Annotated in this window: 16 protein-coding genes; 7 read left to right on the top strand and 9 right to left on the bottom strand. The window is 73.6% G+C overall.

What is annotated here, in order from left to right:
* Nucleotides 1–98: 98 nt before the first annotated feature.
* The 3 genes from ACFYML_RS30945 to ACFYML_RS30935 all read right to left on the bottom strand — a co-directional run bounded on the left by ACFYML_RS30945 (nt 99) and on the right by ACFYML_RS30935 (nt 4524).
* Nucleotides 99–1802 carry an ABC-F family ATP-binding cassette domain-containing protein gene (locus tag ACFYML_RS30945; protein ID WP_387423978.1) on the bottom strand — a complete coding sequence of 568 codons (1704 nt, stop codon included), beginning with the start codon at nt 1800–1802 and terminating at the stop codon, nt 99–101.
* A 78-nt stretch (nt 1803–1880) separates the two neighbouring features.
* Complete coding sequence (abc-f, locus tag ACFYML_RS30940; protein ID WP_387423977.1) at nt 1881–3515, bottom strand: ribosomal protection-like ABC-F family protein; 1635 nt, start codon at nt 3513–3515, stop codon at nt 1881–1883.
* A 241-nt stretch (nt 3516–3756) separates the two neighbouring features.
* Nucleotides 3757–4524, bottom strand: a complete 768-nt coding sequence (locus tag ACFYML_RS30935) for a TioE family transcriptional regulator (RefSeq protein WP_387423976.1) — start codon at nt 4522–4524, stop codon at nt 3757–3759.
* 59 nt (nt 4525–4583) lie between these two features.
* Between ACFYML_RS30935 and ACFYML_RS30930 the strand changes: the two genes are divergently transcribed.
* Both ACFYML_RS30930 and ACFYML_RS30925 read left to right on the top strand, forming a co-directional pair.
* A complete protein-coding gene (locus tag ACFYML_RS30930) occupies nt 4584–5786 on the top strand; it encodes an erythromycin esterase family protein (protein ID WP_387423975.1) in 1203 nt (400 codons plus the stop codon).
* A 34-nt stretch (nt 5787–5820) separates the two neighbouring features.
* Nucleotides 5821–6387, top strand: coding sequence for a maleylpyruvate isomerase N-terminal domain-containing protein (locus ACFYML_RS30925; protein WP_387424011.1), 567 nt, complete (start codon nt 5821–5823; stop codon nt 6385–6387).
* A gap of 7 nt (nt 6388–6394) precedes the next feature.
* On the opposite strand, the gene ACFYML_RS30920 is transcribed toward ACFYML_RS30925, so the two are convergent.
* Complete coding sequence (locus ACFYML_RS30920) at nt 6395–6883, bottom strand: DUF1992 domain-containing protein (protein WP_387423974.1); 489 nt, start codon at nt 6881–6883, stop codon at nt 6395–6397.
* A 94-nt stretch (nt 6884–6977) separates the two neighbouring features.
* On the bottom strand, nt 6978–7526 hold the full coding sequence (locus tag ACFYML_RS30915; protein WP_387423973.1) for a GNAT family N-acetyltransferase: 549 nt from the start codon (nt 7524–7526) through the stop codon (nt 6978–6980).
* Nucleotides 7527–7705: 179 nt separating this feature from the next.
* Here ACFYML_RS30915 and ACFYML_RS30910 point away from each other — a divergent pair, with 179 nt between their 5' ends.
* On the top strand, nt 7706–8356 hold the full coding sequence (locus tag ACFYML_RS30910; protein WP_387423972.1) for a LysE family translocator: 651 nt from the start codon (nt 7706–7708) through the stop codon (nt 8354–8356).
* Between the two features lie 24 nt (nt 8357–8380).
* Here the strand turns inward: ACFYML_RS30910 and ACFYML_RS30905 are convergent, their stop codons facing one another.
* A complete protein-coding gene (locus ACFYML_RS30905) occupies nt 8381–8890 on the bottom strand; it encodes an NUDIX domain-containing protein (protein WP_387423971.1) in 510 nt (169 codons plus the stop codon).
* Between the two features lie 69 nt (nt 8891–8959).
* Here ACFYML_RS30905 and ACFYML_RS30900 point away from each other — a divergent pair, with 69 nt between their 5' ends.
* Genes ACFYML_RS30900 through ACFYML_RS30890 form a run of 3 tightly spaced genes read left to right on the top strand, consistent with a single transcriptional unit; the run spans nt 8960 to nt 11376 of the window.
* On the top strand, nt 8960–10078 hold the full coding sequence (locus ACFYML_RS30900; protein ID WP_387423970.1) for a hypothetical protein: 1119 nt from the start codon (nt 8960–8962) through the stop codon (nt 10076–10078).
* Nucleotides 10079–10092: 14 nt separating this feature from the next.
* A complete protein-coding gene (locus ACFYML_RS30895; protein WP_387423969.1) occupies nt 10093–10731 on the top strand; it encodes an alpha/beta hydrolase in 639 nt (212 codons plus the stop codon).
* A 54-nt stretch (nt 10732–10785) separates the two neighbouring features.
* Nucleotides 10786–11376 (top strand): pyridoxamine 5'-phosphate oxidase family protein, encoded by a 591-nt coding sequence (locus tag ACFYML_RS30890; RefSeq protein WP_073835105.1) that lies wholly within the window; start codon nt 10786–10788, stop codon nt 11374–11376.
* A gap of 11 nt (nt 11377–11387) precedes the next feature.
* Here the strand turns inward: ACFYML_RS30890 and ACFYML_RS30885 are convergent, their stop codons facing one another.
* Nucleotides 11388–12869: a peptide MFS transporter gene (locus tag ACFYML_RS30885; RefSeq protein WP_387423968.1), complete on the bottom strand. Its 1482-nt coding sequence runs from the start codon at nt 12867–12869 to the stop codon at nt 11388–11390.
* 223 nt (nt 12870–13092) lie between these two features.
* On the opposite strand from ACFYML_RS30885, the gene ACFYML_RS30880 reads away from it, so the two are divergent.
* Entirely contained in the window at nt 13093–13434 is a 342-nt protein-coding gene (locus tag ACFYML_RS30880) for an RNA polymerase-binding protein RbpA (RefSeq protein ID WP_046564157.1), read from the top strand.
* Between the two features lie 63 nt (nt 13435–13497).
* On the opposite strand, the gene ACFYML_RS30875 is transcribed toward ACFYML_RS30880, so the two are convergent.
* A complete protein-coding gene (locus tag ACFYML_RS30875) occupies nt 13498–14019 on the bottom strand; it encodes an FxsA family protein (RefSeq protein ID WP_387423967.1) in 522 nt (173 codons plus the stop codon).
* Nucleotides 14020–14074: 55 nt separating this feature from the next.
* Nucleotides 14075–14869, bottom strand: a complete 795-nt coding sequence (locus tag ACFYML_RS30870; RefSeq protein ID WP_387423966.1) for a polyprenol monophosphomannose synthase — start codon at nt 14867–14869, stop codon at nt 14075–14077.
* Between the last annotated feature and the right edge of the window lie 21 nt (nt 14870–14890).

The following is a 14890-nucleotide window of genomic DNA, read 5'->3' as shown; positions in this document are numbered from 1 at the left end:
CGCGGCCCGTCGTGGCCGCTCGTGTCCCTGGGACGGAGCCAGCGCCACATTCTCGACACCCGACACGACAACGATCCAGGACACCCGGGCAGACTCTGCTATCCGTTCCGGCCGGCTCCCTGCGGGTGTGGCGGCGTTACGCGGGCGAGCAGCTTGTGACCCGCACTGTCCGAGCGCTCGTGGTCGGAGCCGAGCCGGATCTCCCGCCCCTGCCAGCGCTTGCGCAGCCAGCGGTCGTGGCTGGCCAGCACGATCGCGCCGGGGCCGCCGCCCAGCGCCGCCTCCAACTCGTCGCACAGGCGCGGCGACAGGTGGTTGGTGGGTTCGTCGAGCAGCAGCAACTGCGGCGGTCGCGCCACCAGCAGCGCCAGCGCGAGACGTCGGCGCTGCCCCACCGAGAGCCGCCCGACCGGCTTGTCCAGGTCCGCGTCGTGCATCAGGCCCAGCGAGCCCAGCGGCACCGCCTCGGCCCGCTCGGCGCCCAGCGCCAGCTCATAGGTGGCCCGGACGGACCGGTCCGGCCGGTCGAATACGGTGTCCTGGGCGAGCAGTCCCACGGTCAGCCCGCGCCGCCGCCGCACCTCACCCTCGGGTGTGAGCCGCCCGGCGAGCACGGCCAGCAGGGTCGACTTCCCCGCCCCGTTCCCCCCGGTGACCAGCAGACGGTCGGTCGCCGACACCTGCGCACTCACCGGTGCGAGCCGGCCCGGCACCCGTGCGTCAGCCAGGGACACCAGCGGACCGTCGCCTTCCGCCGCGGGTGCGGCGAGTGCCGTGCTCTCGAACCGCAGGGGCTTCGGCGGCTCGCCGACCTGGGAGCGTTCCAGCTCCTCCAGGCGGCGGGTGGCGTTGCGCACCCGGCGGGAGATCTGGCTCTGCACCCGGCCGGCGCGGTGGCCGTAGCCCATCTTCTCGTTGTCGCGCGGCCCCCGGTCCGGTGCGACGCGGTGCGCGGTGACCTCGGCGGAGACCCGCAGCGCCGCCAGTTCCTCCTGTTCCTCGGCCCAGCGGCGCTCCCAGCGGTCCCGCTCGGCACGTTTCTCGGCCAGGTAGGCGCTGTAGTTGCCGCCGTAGCGGACCGGGCCCTGCATCGCGGGGTCGAGGTCGATCAGGTCCGTGCACACGGCGTCCAGAAAGGCCCGGTCGTGGCTGGCCACCACGACGACCCCGGGCAGGCTGCGCAGTTGCTCCTCGACGAAGGCGGCGGCACGGTCGTCGAGATGGTTGGTCGGTTCGTCCAGCAGCAGCGCGGCGGGCCGCCGGACAAGCAGTGCGGCCAGCGCGAGCCGGCCGCGCTGCCCGCCGGACATTGACCCGAGCGTCCGGTCGTGGCCGAAACTGCCGAGGCCGAGGCCGTCGAGCACGAGCGCGGCACGCCGGTCGGCGTCCCAGGCCTCCCGTTCCTGGGCCTGTTCGAGCCGGACGCCGTACGCGTCGAGCAGGCCGGGGTACTCGGGCGCGTCCTGCGCGGTCCGCGCGAGCTGATCGGTGAGCCGGTCCAGCTCGGTGAGGTCCTCCCTGGCCTCGCGTAGCGCGTCGTCGAGTACGTCGGCGATTGTCGCGTCGGTGTCGTAGGGCATCTCCTGCTGGAGAAAGCCCAAGTCGGGTGGGCGCGTGACGCTGCCGGCGTGGGGCTGGTCCGGCCCGGCCAGCAGGCGTAGCAGGGTCGACTTGCCGACGCCGTTCTCCCCGATCAGCCCGATGCGGTGCCCGGGCGAGGCGGTCAGGGAGACACCGTCGAGCACCCGTCGGTCGCCGAGGGTGTGGACAAGGTCGTGGGCGAGCAGAGCGGACTGAGGCATGGGATCCGTCCAACGTGATCGGTGCGCGGCCCGCGGGGCGGTATGCCTCGGGCACGGGCCAGGTCGACACGCGGCGGCTCACACCTCAGGGGCCCCCGTCTCCTTCAGCACGCCGTCGGCCAGCCGCAGCCACCGGTTCACGCCGATGTCGCGCAGGAACCGTTCGTCGTGGCTGACCACCACGAAGGCCCCCTGGTACGAGTTCAGGGCGCTCTCCAACTGGCCCGCGCTGACCAGGTCGAGGTTGTTCGTCGGCTCGTCCAGGAGCAGCAGGTGCGGAGCTGGTTCCGCGCACAGCACACAGGCCAGGGTGGCGCGAAGCCGCTCGCCTCCGGAGAGCACCCCGACGGGCAGATGGGCGCGGGGCCCCCGGAAGAGGAAGCGGGCGAGCAGGTTCATCCGCTCGGCCTCCGGCCGCTCCGGGGCGTAGTCGGCGAAGTTCTCGGCGACCGTACGGTCCACGTCCAGCAGGTCGAGGCGCTGCGAGAGGTAGGCGATGCGGCCGTCGGCCCGCTTGATCTCGCCGCTCTGTGGTGTCAGGTCGCCGTTGATCAGGCGCAGCAGGGTGCTCTTGCCGGCACCGTTGGGACCGGTCAGCGCGATGCGCTCCGGGCCCCGGACGGTCAGGTCGACGCCCTGGCCGGCGAACACGTCCCGGTCGCCGAGGCGGACGCGCAGCTGCTCGCCGAGGAACAGGGTGCGTCCGGCGGGCACGTTGGTGTCCGGCAGGGCCAGCGTGATGCTCTGTTCCTCGCGCAGCGCACGCCCGGCCTCGTCCAGCCGGGCCTTCGCCTCGCTGACCCGGTTGGCGTGCATCTGGCCCGCCCGGCCCGCGGACTCCTGCGCGCCCCGCTTCATGGTGCCGGCGAAGATCCGGGGCAGGCCCGCGCTCTTCAGGTTGCGGGCGGCGTTGCTCTGCCGGCGTTCGGCGCGCTCGCGGGCCTGCTGCATCTCCCGCTTCTCCCGCTTCAGCTCCTGCTCGGCGTTGCGGACGTTCTTCTCGGCGGCTTCCTGCTCGACCCGCACGGCCTCCTCGTACTCGGTGAAGTTGCCGCCGTAGAAGCGCAGTTCGCCGCGGTCGAGTTCGGCGATGCGTTCCATGCGGTCGAGCAGGGCGCGGTCGTGGCTGACCAGGAGCAGCAAGCCGTTGAAGTCCTCCAGCACGTCGTAGAGCTTGTGCCGGGCGTCGAGGTCGAGGTTGTTGGTGGGCTCGTCGAGCAACAGCACGTCGGGCCGCTTCAGCAACTGGGCGGCGAGACCGAGGGAGATGACCTGGCCGCCGCTGAGGGTGCTCAGGCTGCGGTCCAGGGTGAGGTCGGCCAGGCCGAGGCGGTCGAGCTGGGCGCGGGTGCGTTCCTCGACGTCCCAGTCGTCGCCGATGGTGGTGAAGTGCTTCTCGTCGACGTCCCCGGACTCCACGGCGTCGATGGCCTGGATGATCGCGGCGACGCCCAGCACCTCGGCGACCGTGAGGTCGCCGGTCAGGGGGAGGCTCTGCGGGAGGTAACCGAGGGTGCCGGTCACGGAGACCGACCCGGTGTCGGGCCGCAGTTCACCGGCGATGAGCTTGAGCAGCGTGCTCTTGCCGGTGCCGTTGGGCGCGACGAGGCCGGTGCGGCCGGAGCCGACGGTGAAGGACAGGTCCTGGAAGACGGGAGTGTCGTCGGGCCAGGTGAAGGACAGGTTCGAGCAGACGATGGAGACGTCGGACATGGAGGTGACCTCGTGATGAGGGGGGCAGGGAAGACACTTCTGCCCCGGCGGCAGACAGGGGAAAGAGAGGACGACAGCAAGACCACGTCGGCGACGCTTCCACGCGCCGGGCCGGTGGCCTGTCGGGTCCGGGTATCACCCGGAGATGTCGTCGTCCACCACCATGTCTGGTCTCCTCAACAAACGATCAACGCCGCCACCACTCTAACAGCAGCGGGCGTGGGACCGCAGACACGACGGATCATCCGGCCGGCCGCAGTGGGCCCGGCGCTGCTGGTGCGGCATTCGGCCGGCCTGGAGCCGGTCGGCAGCCGAGGTAGGCGTCCAGTGCGGCGGCGCCGGTGAGCATGGCGCGGCCGCGGGCCGAGAGGCGGGCGCGCCAGTCACGCAGCATCGATTCCAGGGGTGCGACGCCTCCGGCGGAGCGGACCTGCGCGATCAGCGGGGCGATCTGCTCCAGCAGGTAGCCGCCTCGCCTGAGCTGGTGGGCCAGCAGGGCGTCGCGTACGTCGGCCGCGCGGTAGACCCGGTAGCCGGTCCGCGGGTCGCGGCGCGGCTGGACCACGCCGGCGCGTTCCCATTTGCGCAGGGTGGCCGGGCGGATGCCGAGCCTTCTCGACAGCGGGCCGACGAACGTGTCGCCGCGTTCCGGCGGTACGGGACTGAGGTCGTGAAGCGCGGCTTCGACGGCCTGGAGGGTGCGGCGGTCGTCGAGCAGTTGGGCGTGGCTCTCGTCGATGAGCCGAAGCGCGTCCTCGGTCGCGTCCCGGTTGACCGCCCGCATGATCGACGTGGCCGTCTGGTGGCCGTGTCCCGGTACGAGGGCGAGGAACGCCTGCAGGGCGTTCGCGTGCAGCGGCGTGTAGGTGCGGTAGCCGTGCGGGGTGCGTTCCGCGCCCGGCAGGATGCCCGCCGCCTCGTAGTTCCTGATCGCCTGCGTGGACAGGCCGTGCCCGCGCGCCAGGTCAACCGGCCTCAGCCGACCGCCGTCTTGAAGGTTTCGCCTCACTGTCCTGCCAAATTCGCCTGAGAAGTTTCAATCGTTGGTTCAACGATACCGTTGACGGCATGACTGCTGGCATCACAGACACCGCCCATGCCGTTGACGCCGCGACCGTCATGGGCTTGCTCCCGGCCCGGCCGCGGCTGCTTGCCTTGGGTGAGCCCACCCACGGCGAGGACGTTCTGCTCGAGGTGCGCAACGATCTCTTCCGGCAACTCGTCGAGCAGGAGGGCTACCGGACGATCGCGATCGAGAGCGACTGCATGATGGGCCTGGTCGTGGACGACTACGTCACGTCCGGCACGGGCACCCTCGACGAGGTCATGGAGCGCGGCTTCAGCCACGAGTGGGGCGCCTTCGCGGCCAACCGCGAGCTGGTGCGCTGGATGCGCGCGTACAACGACGGCCGGCCCGCGTCCGAGCAGGTGCGCTTCGCCGGTTTCGACGGCCCGCTGGAGATCACCGCCGCCGCGAGCCCCCGGCAGGCCCTCACCGCACTCCACTCCTACCTCACCGCCCGGGTGGACGCCGACCTGCTCCCCTGCACCGCGGAAACGCTCGACCGCCTGCTCGGCGCCGACGACCGGTGGACCAATCCCGCCGCCATGATGGACCCGTCCCAGTCCGTGGGGCAGACGCCCGAGGCCACCCAGCTGCGACTGCTCGCCGACGACCTGGTAGCCCTGCTCGACGCGCAGACGCCCCACCTGATCGCGGCGTCCTCACCGGACGACTGGGACCGGGCCCGCATGTACGGGCGCACCGCCACCGGCCTGCTGCGCTACCACTTCTGGATGGCCGACCCGGCACCGCGACGCATGGCATGGCTGCTCGGCGTGCGGGATTCGATGATGGCCGCCAACCTGCTCGCCCTCGCCGAACGGGGCCCGACCCTGGTGAACGCCCACAACGCACATCTGCAGCGGGACAAGAGCACGATGCAGATGTGGGCGGGACCGGTGCAGTGGTGGAGCGCCGGGGCCATCGCCAGCGCCCAACTGGGTGAGGGGTACGCCGTCCTGGCCACGGCCCTCGGCACGATCCGCCACCACGGTGTGCAGACCCCACCCCCGGACACCATCGAAGGGCTCCTGTACGCGCTCCCGCAGGACCGATACGTCGTCGACGCCCGCCGGCTGGCCGACGCCCTCGGCGACGTGACGCCCGCTCCCCGCGTGTCCCCCTGGTTCGGCTACGCCCCGCTGGACCCGGCCCACCTGGCCAGCAACGACGGGATCATATTCGTGAAGGACGCCCCGCGGAACTAGGATCAGCCGGGTGCCCACAGGACACACGCTGGGGATGACCGCGGCGGACGTCCGCAGCGCCGCCGCCGAGACAACACGGGTGCTGCGGCCCGCCGTGGACCGCGACTGGACCGTGCCGGCGGCAGACCTGGAGTGGACCTGCTGGACGACCGCGGCGCACGTCGCCCACGACCTGCTCGCCTACGCGGCGCAGCTGACCGGCCTGCCGGCCGACGGCTACCTCCCCCTCGACCTGCGGGTGCGCGCCGACGCGACCCCGGCCGACCTGCTGACCGTGATCGCCGCGAGCGCCGGGCTGCTCGCCGCCGCCGTCGACACCGCCGCCCCCGGCAGCCGCGCCTGGCACTGGGGACCGTGCGACCCGGGCGGCTTCGCGGCGATGGGCGTCGCCGAGACCCTGCTGCACACCCGGGACATCACCGGCGGCCTCGGGCTGGACTGGTCGCCGCCACCACAGCTGTGCGCCGGGGTGCTGGGCCGGCTGTTCCTGGACGCGCCGGACGGCGACCCCGTCGCGGTGCTGCTCTGGATGACCGGCCGGGCACGGCTCGGCGACCGGCCGCGGCGTACCGCGTGGACCTGGCGGGCCGCGCTCGGCTGAGGCAGGGTCAGCGGCGGCGCCAGGGCAGCCGCCAACGTCGGCGTTGCCCGCGGACTGGGACGCCGGCGCTGTCCGCGGTCGCGGCGGTCGCGATCCGCTCGGCGGCGGCCCGTGCGCGTTCGTCCCGCCAGACCCGGACGGTCTCCTCGACGTTGACGGGGCGGATCACCACCCGGGGTCCGCTCGGCGCGCGCAGGAAGTCCACGATCTCCCGGTTCAGCGCAGTGACCGCCGCCCGCACCGACTCCTCGGTCGGCAGGTCCCGCACCTCGCCGGGCAGCCGTTCCACCCGGCGTCGCAGCTGCAACGGGGTGGGCAGCAGCAGGTCGCCCGGAATCCGCTCGCGCTCCAGGAAGCTCTTGATCCACCACGACTCGTCGTAGGGCAGGCCCCGCCCGGGGATCGGCTTGCCGGCGCCGGGCAGGTTGTCGAACTCGCCGCGTTCCTGGGCCGAGCGGATCTGCGCCTCGACCGCCGCATCCCAGCTGGTTGTCACCGCCGTCACCTCCCGCTCCCACCGTAGCCGCCGCTCCCCCGCGAGGTCAGCGCCGAGGCGGTGGCGGACCATTCCCACCCGGCCTCCAGCAGGGTCAGCGGTGCCAGCGCACGTGCCGGTGCCCGTCACGGGGGAACGGGGGCCGGGCGGGCAGCACCTCCTGGAAGGCGTACCCGCTCTTCTCCGCCACCCGGCAGGAGGCCAGGTTGTCCACCTGGTGCAGCAGCTCGAGGTGGGTCAGCCCACCGGCGGCGAAGCGGGCGAAGGCCCAGTCGCTCACCGCGGTGACCGCGCGGGGCGCGACCCCGCGACCGCGGGCGGGCGCCGCGGTCCAGTAGCCGACCTCGGCGTACGGGCGGCCGGGGGTGATCTCCTTGAGCACCACGTTCGCCACCAGCCGCTCCCCGTCCGGCTCCGGCTCCAGCACCGCGAAGCTGAACCGGCGGCCGGCCGCCCAGCCCTGACGGGCCCGGCGCAGGAACACCCGGGCGTCCGCGGCGGTGGTGACCGGAAATTGAGTCCAGCTGCGCAGCACCGGGTCCCGGTACACCGCCAGCAGGGCCTCGGCGTCGCCGGCGCGCCACGGTCGGAGCACGAGTGCGGGGGCGGCGGCCGTGGCGTCGGCGCGCAGGACCATGGACATGCCCGCATTCTCGCGCCTCGGTCCCGCCCGCCGGAAGCGGGTCGATCATCTTCTTCAGCGTCCTGGGCGCCTGAACCGCCGGACGTCACAGTGGGCCGGGGGACGGCCGGTGTCCGCCGGATCCGGGCGCGACGGCCCAGGCGTAGGGTGATCGGCAGATTCACCGGAACGGGGGCGTCATGGTCACTACCGGAGCGTTGGTGGGTATCGGCCTGGTGGCGTTGGGCCTGGTGCTCACGCCCGGCCCGAACATGGTCTACCTGGTGTCCCGGTCGGTCGCCCAGGGCCGGCGGGCCGGGCTGATCTCGCTGCTCGGGGTGGCCGCCGGCTTCCTGGTCTACCTGGTCGCGGCGGTCGCCGGGATCGCCACGGTGTTCGTGCTGGTGCCGCCGCTGTACGTGGTGGTGAAGCTGGCCGGGGCGGCGTACCTGCTGTGGCTGGCCTGGCGGACGCTGCGCCCGGGCGGCCGGTCGGCGTTCACGCCCGCGGCGCTGCCGCCGGACCGCCCCCGGCGGCTGTTCACCATGGGCCTGGTCACCAACCTGCTGAACCCGAAGATCGCCATCCTGTACGTGTCGCTGCTGCCGCAGTTCATCGACCCGGCGCGCGGTCACGTGGCGGTGCAGAGCCTGCTGCTGGGGCTGACCCAGATCAGCATCGCGCTGACGGTCAACGGGCTGATCGTGCTCACCGCCGGCACGGTGTCGTCGTTCCTGACCCGCCGGCCGGCGTGGGAGCGGGCGCAGCGGTACGTGATGGGCAGCGTGCTGGCCGGGCTCGCGGTCCGCATCGCCGCGGACCGGTCCCGCGCCGCCGTCGCCACCCCCTGACCGGCACGCGCGGGCGGCGCACGGTCAGAGGTTGTCGGGTCCGGTGAGCCCCGGGTGCCGCTCACCCGGCGCGGCGTACCAGGCCCGCGCCTGTTCGCGCAGCGCCGTGTCGATCCGCAGCCGGCTCCAGTCGTCCAACTCCGGCAGGTCGGTCCCGTCGAACCAGCCGACCGCGACGGACTCGTCGCCGTCGGCGGTGGCGGCGCCGCCGACGGCCCGGCAGCGGAACCACACGTTGAGGTACTCGCAGGTGTCGCCGTTCGGGTAGCGCACCGGATGGGTGGCCACCCCGCCGACCCGCTCGATCGCCACCCGCACCCCGGTCTCCTCGTACACCTCGCGCAGCAGCGCCTCGGCCGGCTGCTCACCCGGGTCGACCATCCCGGCGGGCAGCGACCAGCGGCCGTTGTCGCCGCGGCGGGCCAGCAGCAGCCGCCCGGCGTCGTCGGTCACCACCGCGCTGACCCCGTAGAGCATGAGCAGGTCGTGTCCGATGTGCTGGCGCAGCCGCGCGACGTACGGCGAGACAGGCATGCCCGGCAACCTACCCGCCGCCGGCGCGGCCCGCCGGGCCGCCCGCACCGGTCACTACACTTCGCCCCGATGGACGCCCACCCCACCCCCGACACCCGCCCCTGCGCGCACTGTGGACGGGAGGTGCCGCAGCGTTCCGGCGCCGGCCGCCCGTTCCGCTACTGCCGGGACAACGACGGCGCCTGCCAGCGGGCCTCCCGCAACTCCCGGATGCGCCACCGCAACGCTCCCGGCCTGCCCGGGCAGGTGGCCCGCACCTGGGAGGCGGTGGACCGGCTCGACCAGATCGTCGAGAGCCTCACCGAGGCGCTGCACGCCGAGCTGTCCCCGGCCGGGGTGGAGCGGCAGGTCGCCCTGGTCCGTGCCGAGACGGCCGCCCAGGTCGCGGCCGCGCACACCGAACGCGACGACGCCCGCCGCGACGCCGAGGACGCCGCCGCGGCCGCCGCCCGCGCCCGGCAGGAGGCCCAGGCGGCGGCCGCCGAACGGGACACGGCCCGGCAGCGGGCCGAGCGGGCCGAGGCGGAGGCCGCCCGGGCCGCGGCGGGGGCGCGGCACGCCGAGGCGGCCCGGGACGAGGCGCGCGGGGAGGCCAGCGCCGCGCAGGCGCTGCGGGTGCAGGCCGAACGGGACCGCGACGCCGCCCGCCACGAGCTGCGTACCACGCGCACCGAGCTCGACGTCCAGCGGCGGCGGGTCACCGACCTGACCGCCGAGCGCGACGCCGCCCGCGGCGACGCCGAGCGGGCCACCCGTTCGGCCGGGGAGGCGGTGGAACGCGCCGAGCGGCTGGCTGCTGACGCCGACCGGTCCCGGGCCGACGCCGAGGCGGCCCGGGCGGCGGCCGAGCGGGCCCGCACGGAGACCGCCGAGGCGCGGCGGGGCGAGCAGCAGGCGCGGACCGCCGCGCAGCGGGCCGACGCCGCCCGGGCGGAGGCGGTCGCGGCGGCCGAGTCGGCGCGGCAGGAGGCGGCGACCCGCGCCGCCGAGCGGGACGCCCTCGCCGCGGACCTGGCGGCCGCGCGGGATGCCGCCGGCGCCGCCGAGGCTCGGCTGGCCGAGCTGACGGTACGGCTGCGCGCCGCCGAGACCGACCGCGACGCGGCGCAGCGGCGGGCCGCCCAGCTCGCCGACCAGGTCAGCGACCTGGCCAGCGCCCTGGCGAGGCTCGGCGCCCGCGACACCTGACGTACTTTGGTTGAATGCACAACCAGATGACGTTCCCGCCGCCGGTGGCGGCCACCGCCGGCAACCCCGACCCGGCGGCCCCGCTCGTCGTGCTGCTGCACGGCCGCGGCAGCCACGAGCAGGAGATCCTCTCCCTGGCCGGTCACCTGCCCGCCGGCCCGGCGTACGCGGCGGTCCGCGCGCCGATCGGCGAGGGCGGCGGCTACGCCTGGTTCGCCAACCGGGGCGTCGGCCGCCCGGTCGCCGCCTCGTTACGGGCCGCCATGGACTGGTTCCGCAGCTGGCTCGACGAGGTGGCCCCCGCCGGCCGGCCGGTGGCGCTGGTCGGTTTCAGCGGCGGCGCCGCGTTCGCCGGTGGCCTGCTGCTCGACGACCCGGCCCGATACGCCGGCGCCGCGATCCTCTACGGCACCCTGCCGTTCGACGCCGGAGTGCCCACCACGCCCGGCCGGCTGGCCGGGGTGCCCGTGTTCGTGGCCCAGGGCGAGCACGACACCGTCATCCCCCGCGAGCTGCTCGACCGCACCTGGGCGTACCTGCGCGGCGAGTCCGGCGCGGCCGCCACGGCCCGACGCGACCCGGTCGGCCACCAGATCGCCCCGCCCGCCCTGACCGGCCTGACCGACTGGCTGCGGGAGCGGCTACCCGCCTGATCACGGGCTGGGACGGGGCGGCGCCGACAGCCCGGCGACAGCGATGATGCGGGTGTGGGAAAGACGTACGAGCGCATCGACGGTCGGCTGCGCACCTTCATCGAGGCGCAGCCGATGTTCTTCACCGCCACCGCCCCCCTGGCCGGCGACGGCACCGTCAACCTGTCCCCGAAGGGCCTGCGCGGCTGCCTCGCGGTGCTCGACGAGCACACGGTCGCCTACCTCGACTTCGCCGGCAGCAACGCGGAGACCATCGCCCACCTGCGGGAGAACGGCCGCATCACGCTGATGTGGTGCGCGTTCACCGGCCCGCCGAACATCGTGCGGGTGCACGGACGCGGCGAGCCGGTGTTCCGCGACGATCCCCGCTGGGCGGACCTGCTGCGCCACTTCCCCGACATCGACGCCAGCGTGCACGGGCTGCGGGCGATCATCGTGGTCCGCGCCGACCTGATCCGCGACACCTGCGGGTACGCGGTCCCGCTGATGACCTACGACGCGGACCGCGACCTGCACGGCCGGCGGTTCGCCCGGGAGGACGACGCGTCGCTGAGCGCCTACTTCGCCGGCAAGCCGCACATCGCCACCAGCATCGACGGGCTGCCCGGCCTGCCGTTGCCGCTGCCCCCCACCCCGGCGGCCTGACACCCGGCACGTCAGTGGATCCCGGCCATCAGGTGCCGGATGTGCCGGGTGAACATCACCGCGCTCACCCCCAGCACCACCGACGCGAGCCCGAAGGTGAGGAAGTACGTCGACTCCGACCAGGTCCCCGCCAGCCGGGCCACCTGGCCACCGATCGCGTCACCCACGGCGGTGGCGAGGAACCACAGCCCCATCATCTGACTGGCGTACTTGACCGGGGCCAGCTTCGTGGTGGCCGACAGGCCCACCGGGCTCAACGACAGCTCACCGGCGACCTGGATCGCGTACACGGCCACCAGCCACCACGGCGACACCAGCTCGCCACCGACGGCGGCCCGGGCGGCGGCGGCCATCAGCACGAACGACAGGCCGTTGAGGACCAGCCCGACGGCGAACTTCATCGGCGTGGACACCCGGTGCCCCAGCCTCAGCCACAGCCAGGCGGCCAGCGGCGCCCCGATGATGATCAGGATCGGGTTCACCGACTGCAGCCAGGACGCCGGGAACGTGAAGCCGAGCACGGACCGGTCGGTCTTGTCGGCGGCGAAGATGTTCAGCACCGACCCGGCCTGGTCGTAGATCAGCCAGAACGCGGCCGCGAACACGAACAGCCACAGGTACGCCTTCATCCGGCTGCGCTCGGTCCGGCTGATCTCCCGGTCGGTGAGGATCCGGGCGAAGTAGCCGATGGCCACCAGCACGGTGAGCAGGGTGAGCAGGTTGACCACGGTGTTGACGGTGAACAGTCCGGTCACGGCGAGTGCGGCCAGCACCGCCAACGCCACCACGACGACCACGCCGATGCGGGTCAGCGCCCGCCGCCGGTCGGCCCCGAGCAGCGGGTCGACCGGCCGCGCGCCGGCCTCCCCGAGGTTCCGCCGGCCCAGCACGTACTGCAGGACGCCGAAGGTCATCCCGATCGCGGCGGCGCCGAACCCCAGATGCCAGTTGATCTTCTCGCCGAGGAAACCGGTGACCAGCGGCGCGATGAACCCGCCCAGGTTGATGCCCATGTAGAAGATGGAGAAGCCGGCGTCGCGGCGCGGGGAGTCCCGGTCGTACAGGTCGCCGACCATGGTGGAGATGTTGGGTTTGAGCAGGCCCGTGCCGAGCACGATCAGGGTCATGCCGGCGAACACGCTCCACCGTGCCGGCACCGCCATCACGTAGTGCCCTGCGGCGATGACGATGCCGCCCCACAGCACGCTGCGCCGGGCGCCAAGCAGCCGGTCGGCGACCCAGCCGCCGGGCAGCGCCATCAGATAGACCATCGCGTTGTAGGTGCCGTAGACGGCGTTGGCGGTGGTTTCCGGGATGGCCAGGCCGTCGTCGGCGACGGCCGCGGTCAGGTACAGCACCAGGATCGCGCGCATGCCGTAGAAGCTGAACCGCTCCCACATCTCGGTGAGGAACAGCGTCGACAGCGCCCGGGGGTGGCCGAAAAACGTCTTTCCCCCGGGCGGTCGGGCGTCTATCGGCGCGTCACTGGTCATCGTCACCTCCCGCACACCTGCGGCGGCTAACATCCCCAATGACAGCCAAATCACTCCACCCATTCGACCCGGCCGGGGACGACCCCGCCGGGCACCTGTCATGGCCAGCTACCCTTGCAGGGTTCCGACCGATGCGGGCCGGTTCCGCGTGGGCGGGAATGGCCGGGCGGGCAGGGACCGTTACACCGAGAAGACCAGCACCACGAACGAGGGGAAGCCGATCATGGGCGAGCGCATGCTGCGCGGAAGCCGCCTGGGCGCGGTCAGCTACGAATCCGACCGCAACACGGAGCTCGCGCCGCGCCAGACCCGCGAGTACCTCTGCGCCAAGGGGCACCAGTTCGAGGTGCCGTTCGCCGTCGACGCCGAGGTCCCGACGACCTGGGAGTGCAAGTTCGACGGCAGCGTCGCCCGGCTGGTCGACGGCAGCGAGCCGGAGCAGAAGAAGGCCAAGCCGCCGCGTACCCACTGGGACATGCTGCTGGAGCGGCGCTCCATCGCCGAACTGGAGGACATCCTCGCCGAGCGGCTCCAGGAGGTCCGCACCCGCCGCGGCCGCGCCTGAGCGCACCAACGACCGAAGCGCCCCCGGGGATCACCCCGGGGGCGCTTCGGCACGTCTGGGCGGTCAGGGCCGGCCCGGCTCGATGATCTCGCCCTCGATGGGACGGCCCGGCTCGACAACCGGCGGCTGCTGCTGCGGGGCCGGCGGTGGCTGCGGCGCGCCCCGGTACACCCGGACCCGGCGCGGGCCGAACAGGTCACCGGCGACCATCGACGACACCCGGCCCTCGGCGAGACGTTGCACCCCGACCCGGGCCAGCCGCCGCACCGGCGGCACCAGCAACAGCAGCCCCACCGCGCCGCTGAGCAGGCCGGGCAGCGCCAGCAGCAGCGCCCCCAGCAAACCCACCAGCCCGTCGGTGACCTGCCGCCCCGGCGGCTGCCCGGACTCCACAGCCGCCCGGAAACCCCGCCAGGCCCGAACCCCCTCCCGGCGCAGCAGCACCAGGCCGAGCAGAGACGCCGCGAACACCAGCAGCAGCGCCGCCCCGAACCCGACGCCCCGCCCCACCAGGACGAACACGGTCAGCTCCAACACCGCGAGCAGCAGCAGAGCCGGCGGCGCATACCTCAGTCCTCGGCGCATCTCACCTCACAAGCCAGGGTGTCATCACGGCCCCTCCAGCATGACACGCCCGCGCTCACGGCCACCGCGCCAACTCGGCGGAGGCGCCCCGACGCACCGACGGACGCCGGTCCCGCAGCCCCCAGCTGGTGATCCGCCACAACGCCTCCGCCATGATCAGCGGGCTCATCTTGCTGTCGCCGTGCTCCCGCTCGACGAACGTGATCGGCACCTCCACGATCCGCACCCCGGCCCGGTGGGCCAGCCGGGACAGCTCCACCTGGAACGCGTACCCCTGCGAGCACACCGAGTCCAGGTCGATGGCGTCCAGCGCGGTCGTCCGGTACACCCGGTAGCCGCCGGTGGCGTCGGAGACCGGCATGCCCAACGCCAGCCGCGTGTACAGGTTGGCGCAGCGGGACAGCAGCAGCCGCCGCAGCGGCCAGTTCAGCACCCGCGCGCCGCGGGTCCACCGGGAGCCGATCACCACGTCGGCGTCGCGGGCCGCGGCCAGCAGCGCCGGCAGATCCTCCGGGGCGTGCGAGCCGTCGGCGTCCATCTCCACCACGGCGTCGTAGCCGCGCTGCCGGGCCCAGGCGAAACCGGCCAGGTAGGCCGCGCCGAGGCCGTCCTTGCCCTGCCGGTGCAGCACGTGCACGTGCGGGTCGGTACGGGACAGCCCGTCAGCGATCGCACCGGTACCGTCGGGGCTGTTGTCGTCGGCGACGAGGATGTCCACCGCCGGCGCGGCCTCGCGGACCCGCGCGACGATCGTCCGGACGTTGTCGGCCTCGTTGTAGGTGGGGATGACCACCAGCACCCGGCCCACCCCGGGATGGCCGGCCGTCCGCTTCCCGGCTGCCACGCCCACCTCGTACCGCCCTTCCCTCGT

Origin of the sequence: Micromonospora sp. NPDC007230 (genome assembly GCF_042869115.1) — a bacterium.
Classification (GTDB): domain Bacteria; phylum Actinomycetota; class Actinomycetes; order Mycobacteriales; family Micromonosporaceae; genus Micromonospora.
The sequence above is the reverse complement of the archived record's forward strand: the minus strand, read 5'-3'. Positions and strand labels throughout refer to the sequence as shown.

Excerpts from the sequence above, each read along its gene's own strand:
- ACFYML_RS30885 (WP_387423968.1), bottom strand. The coding sequence starts at position 12,869 with ATGACCAGTGACGCGCCGATAGACGCCCGACCGCCCGGGGGAAAGACG.
- ACFYML_RS30875 (WP_387423967.1), bottom strand. The coding sequence starts at position 14,019 with ATGCGCCGAGGACTGAGGTATGCGCCGCCGGCTCTGCTGCTGCTCGCG.
- ACFYML_RS30900 (WP_387423970.1), top strand. The coding sequence starts at position 8,960 with ATGGACGCCCACCCCACCCCCGACACCCGCCCCTGCGCGCACTGTGGA.
- ACFYML_RS30895 (WP_387423969.1), top strand. The coding sequence starts at position 10,093 with ATGCACAACCAGATGACGTTCCCGCCGCCGGTGGCGGCCACCGCCGGC.
- ACFYML_RS30925 (WP_387424011.1), top strand. The coding sequence starts at position 5,821 with ATGACCGCGGCGGACGTCCGCAGCGCCGCCGCCGAGACAACACGGGTG.
- ACFYML_RS30910 (WP_387423972.1), top strand. The coding sequence starts at position 7,706 with ATGGTCACTACCGGAGCGTTGGTGGGTATCGGCCTGGTGGCGTTGGGC.
- ACFYML_RS30905 (WP_387423971.1), bottom strand. The coding sequence starts at position 8,890 with ATGCCTGTCTCGCCGTACGTCGCGCGGCTGCGCCAGCACATCGGACAC.
- ACFYML_RS30930 (WP_387423975.1), top strand. The coding sequence starts at position 4,584 with ATGACTGCTGGCATCACAGACACCGCCCATGCCGTTGACGCCGCGACC.
- ACFYML_RS30880 (WP_046564157.1), top strand. The coding sequence starts at position 13,093 with ATGGGCGAGCGCATGCTGCGCGGAAGCCGCCTGGGCGCGGTCAGCTAC.
- ACFYML_RS30945 (WP_387423978.1), bottom strand. The coding sequence starts at position 1,802 with ATGCCTCAGTCCGCTCTGCTCGCCCACGACCTTGTCCACACCCTCGGC.
- abc-f (WP_387423977.1), bottom strand. The coding sequence starts at position 3,515 with ATGTCCGACGTCTCCATCGTCTGCTCGAACCTGTCCTTCACCTGGCCC.
- ACFYML_RS30915 (WP_387423973.1), bottom strand. The coding sequence starts at position 7,526 with ATGTCCATGGTCCTGCGCGCCGACGCCACGGCCGCCGCCCCCGCACTC.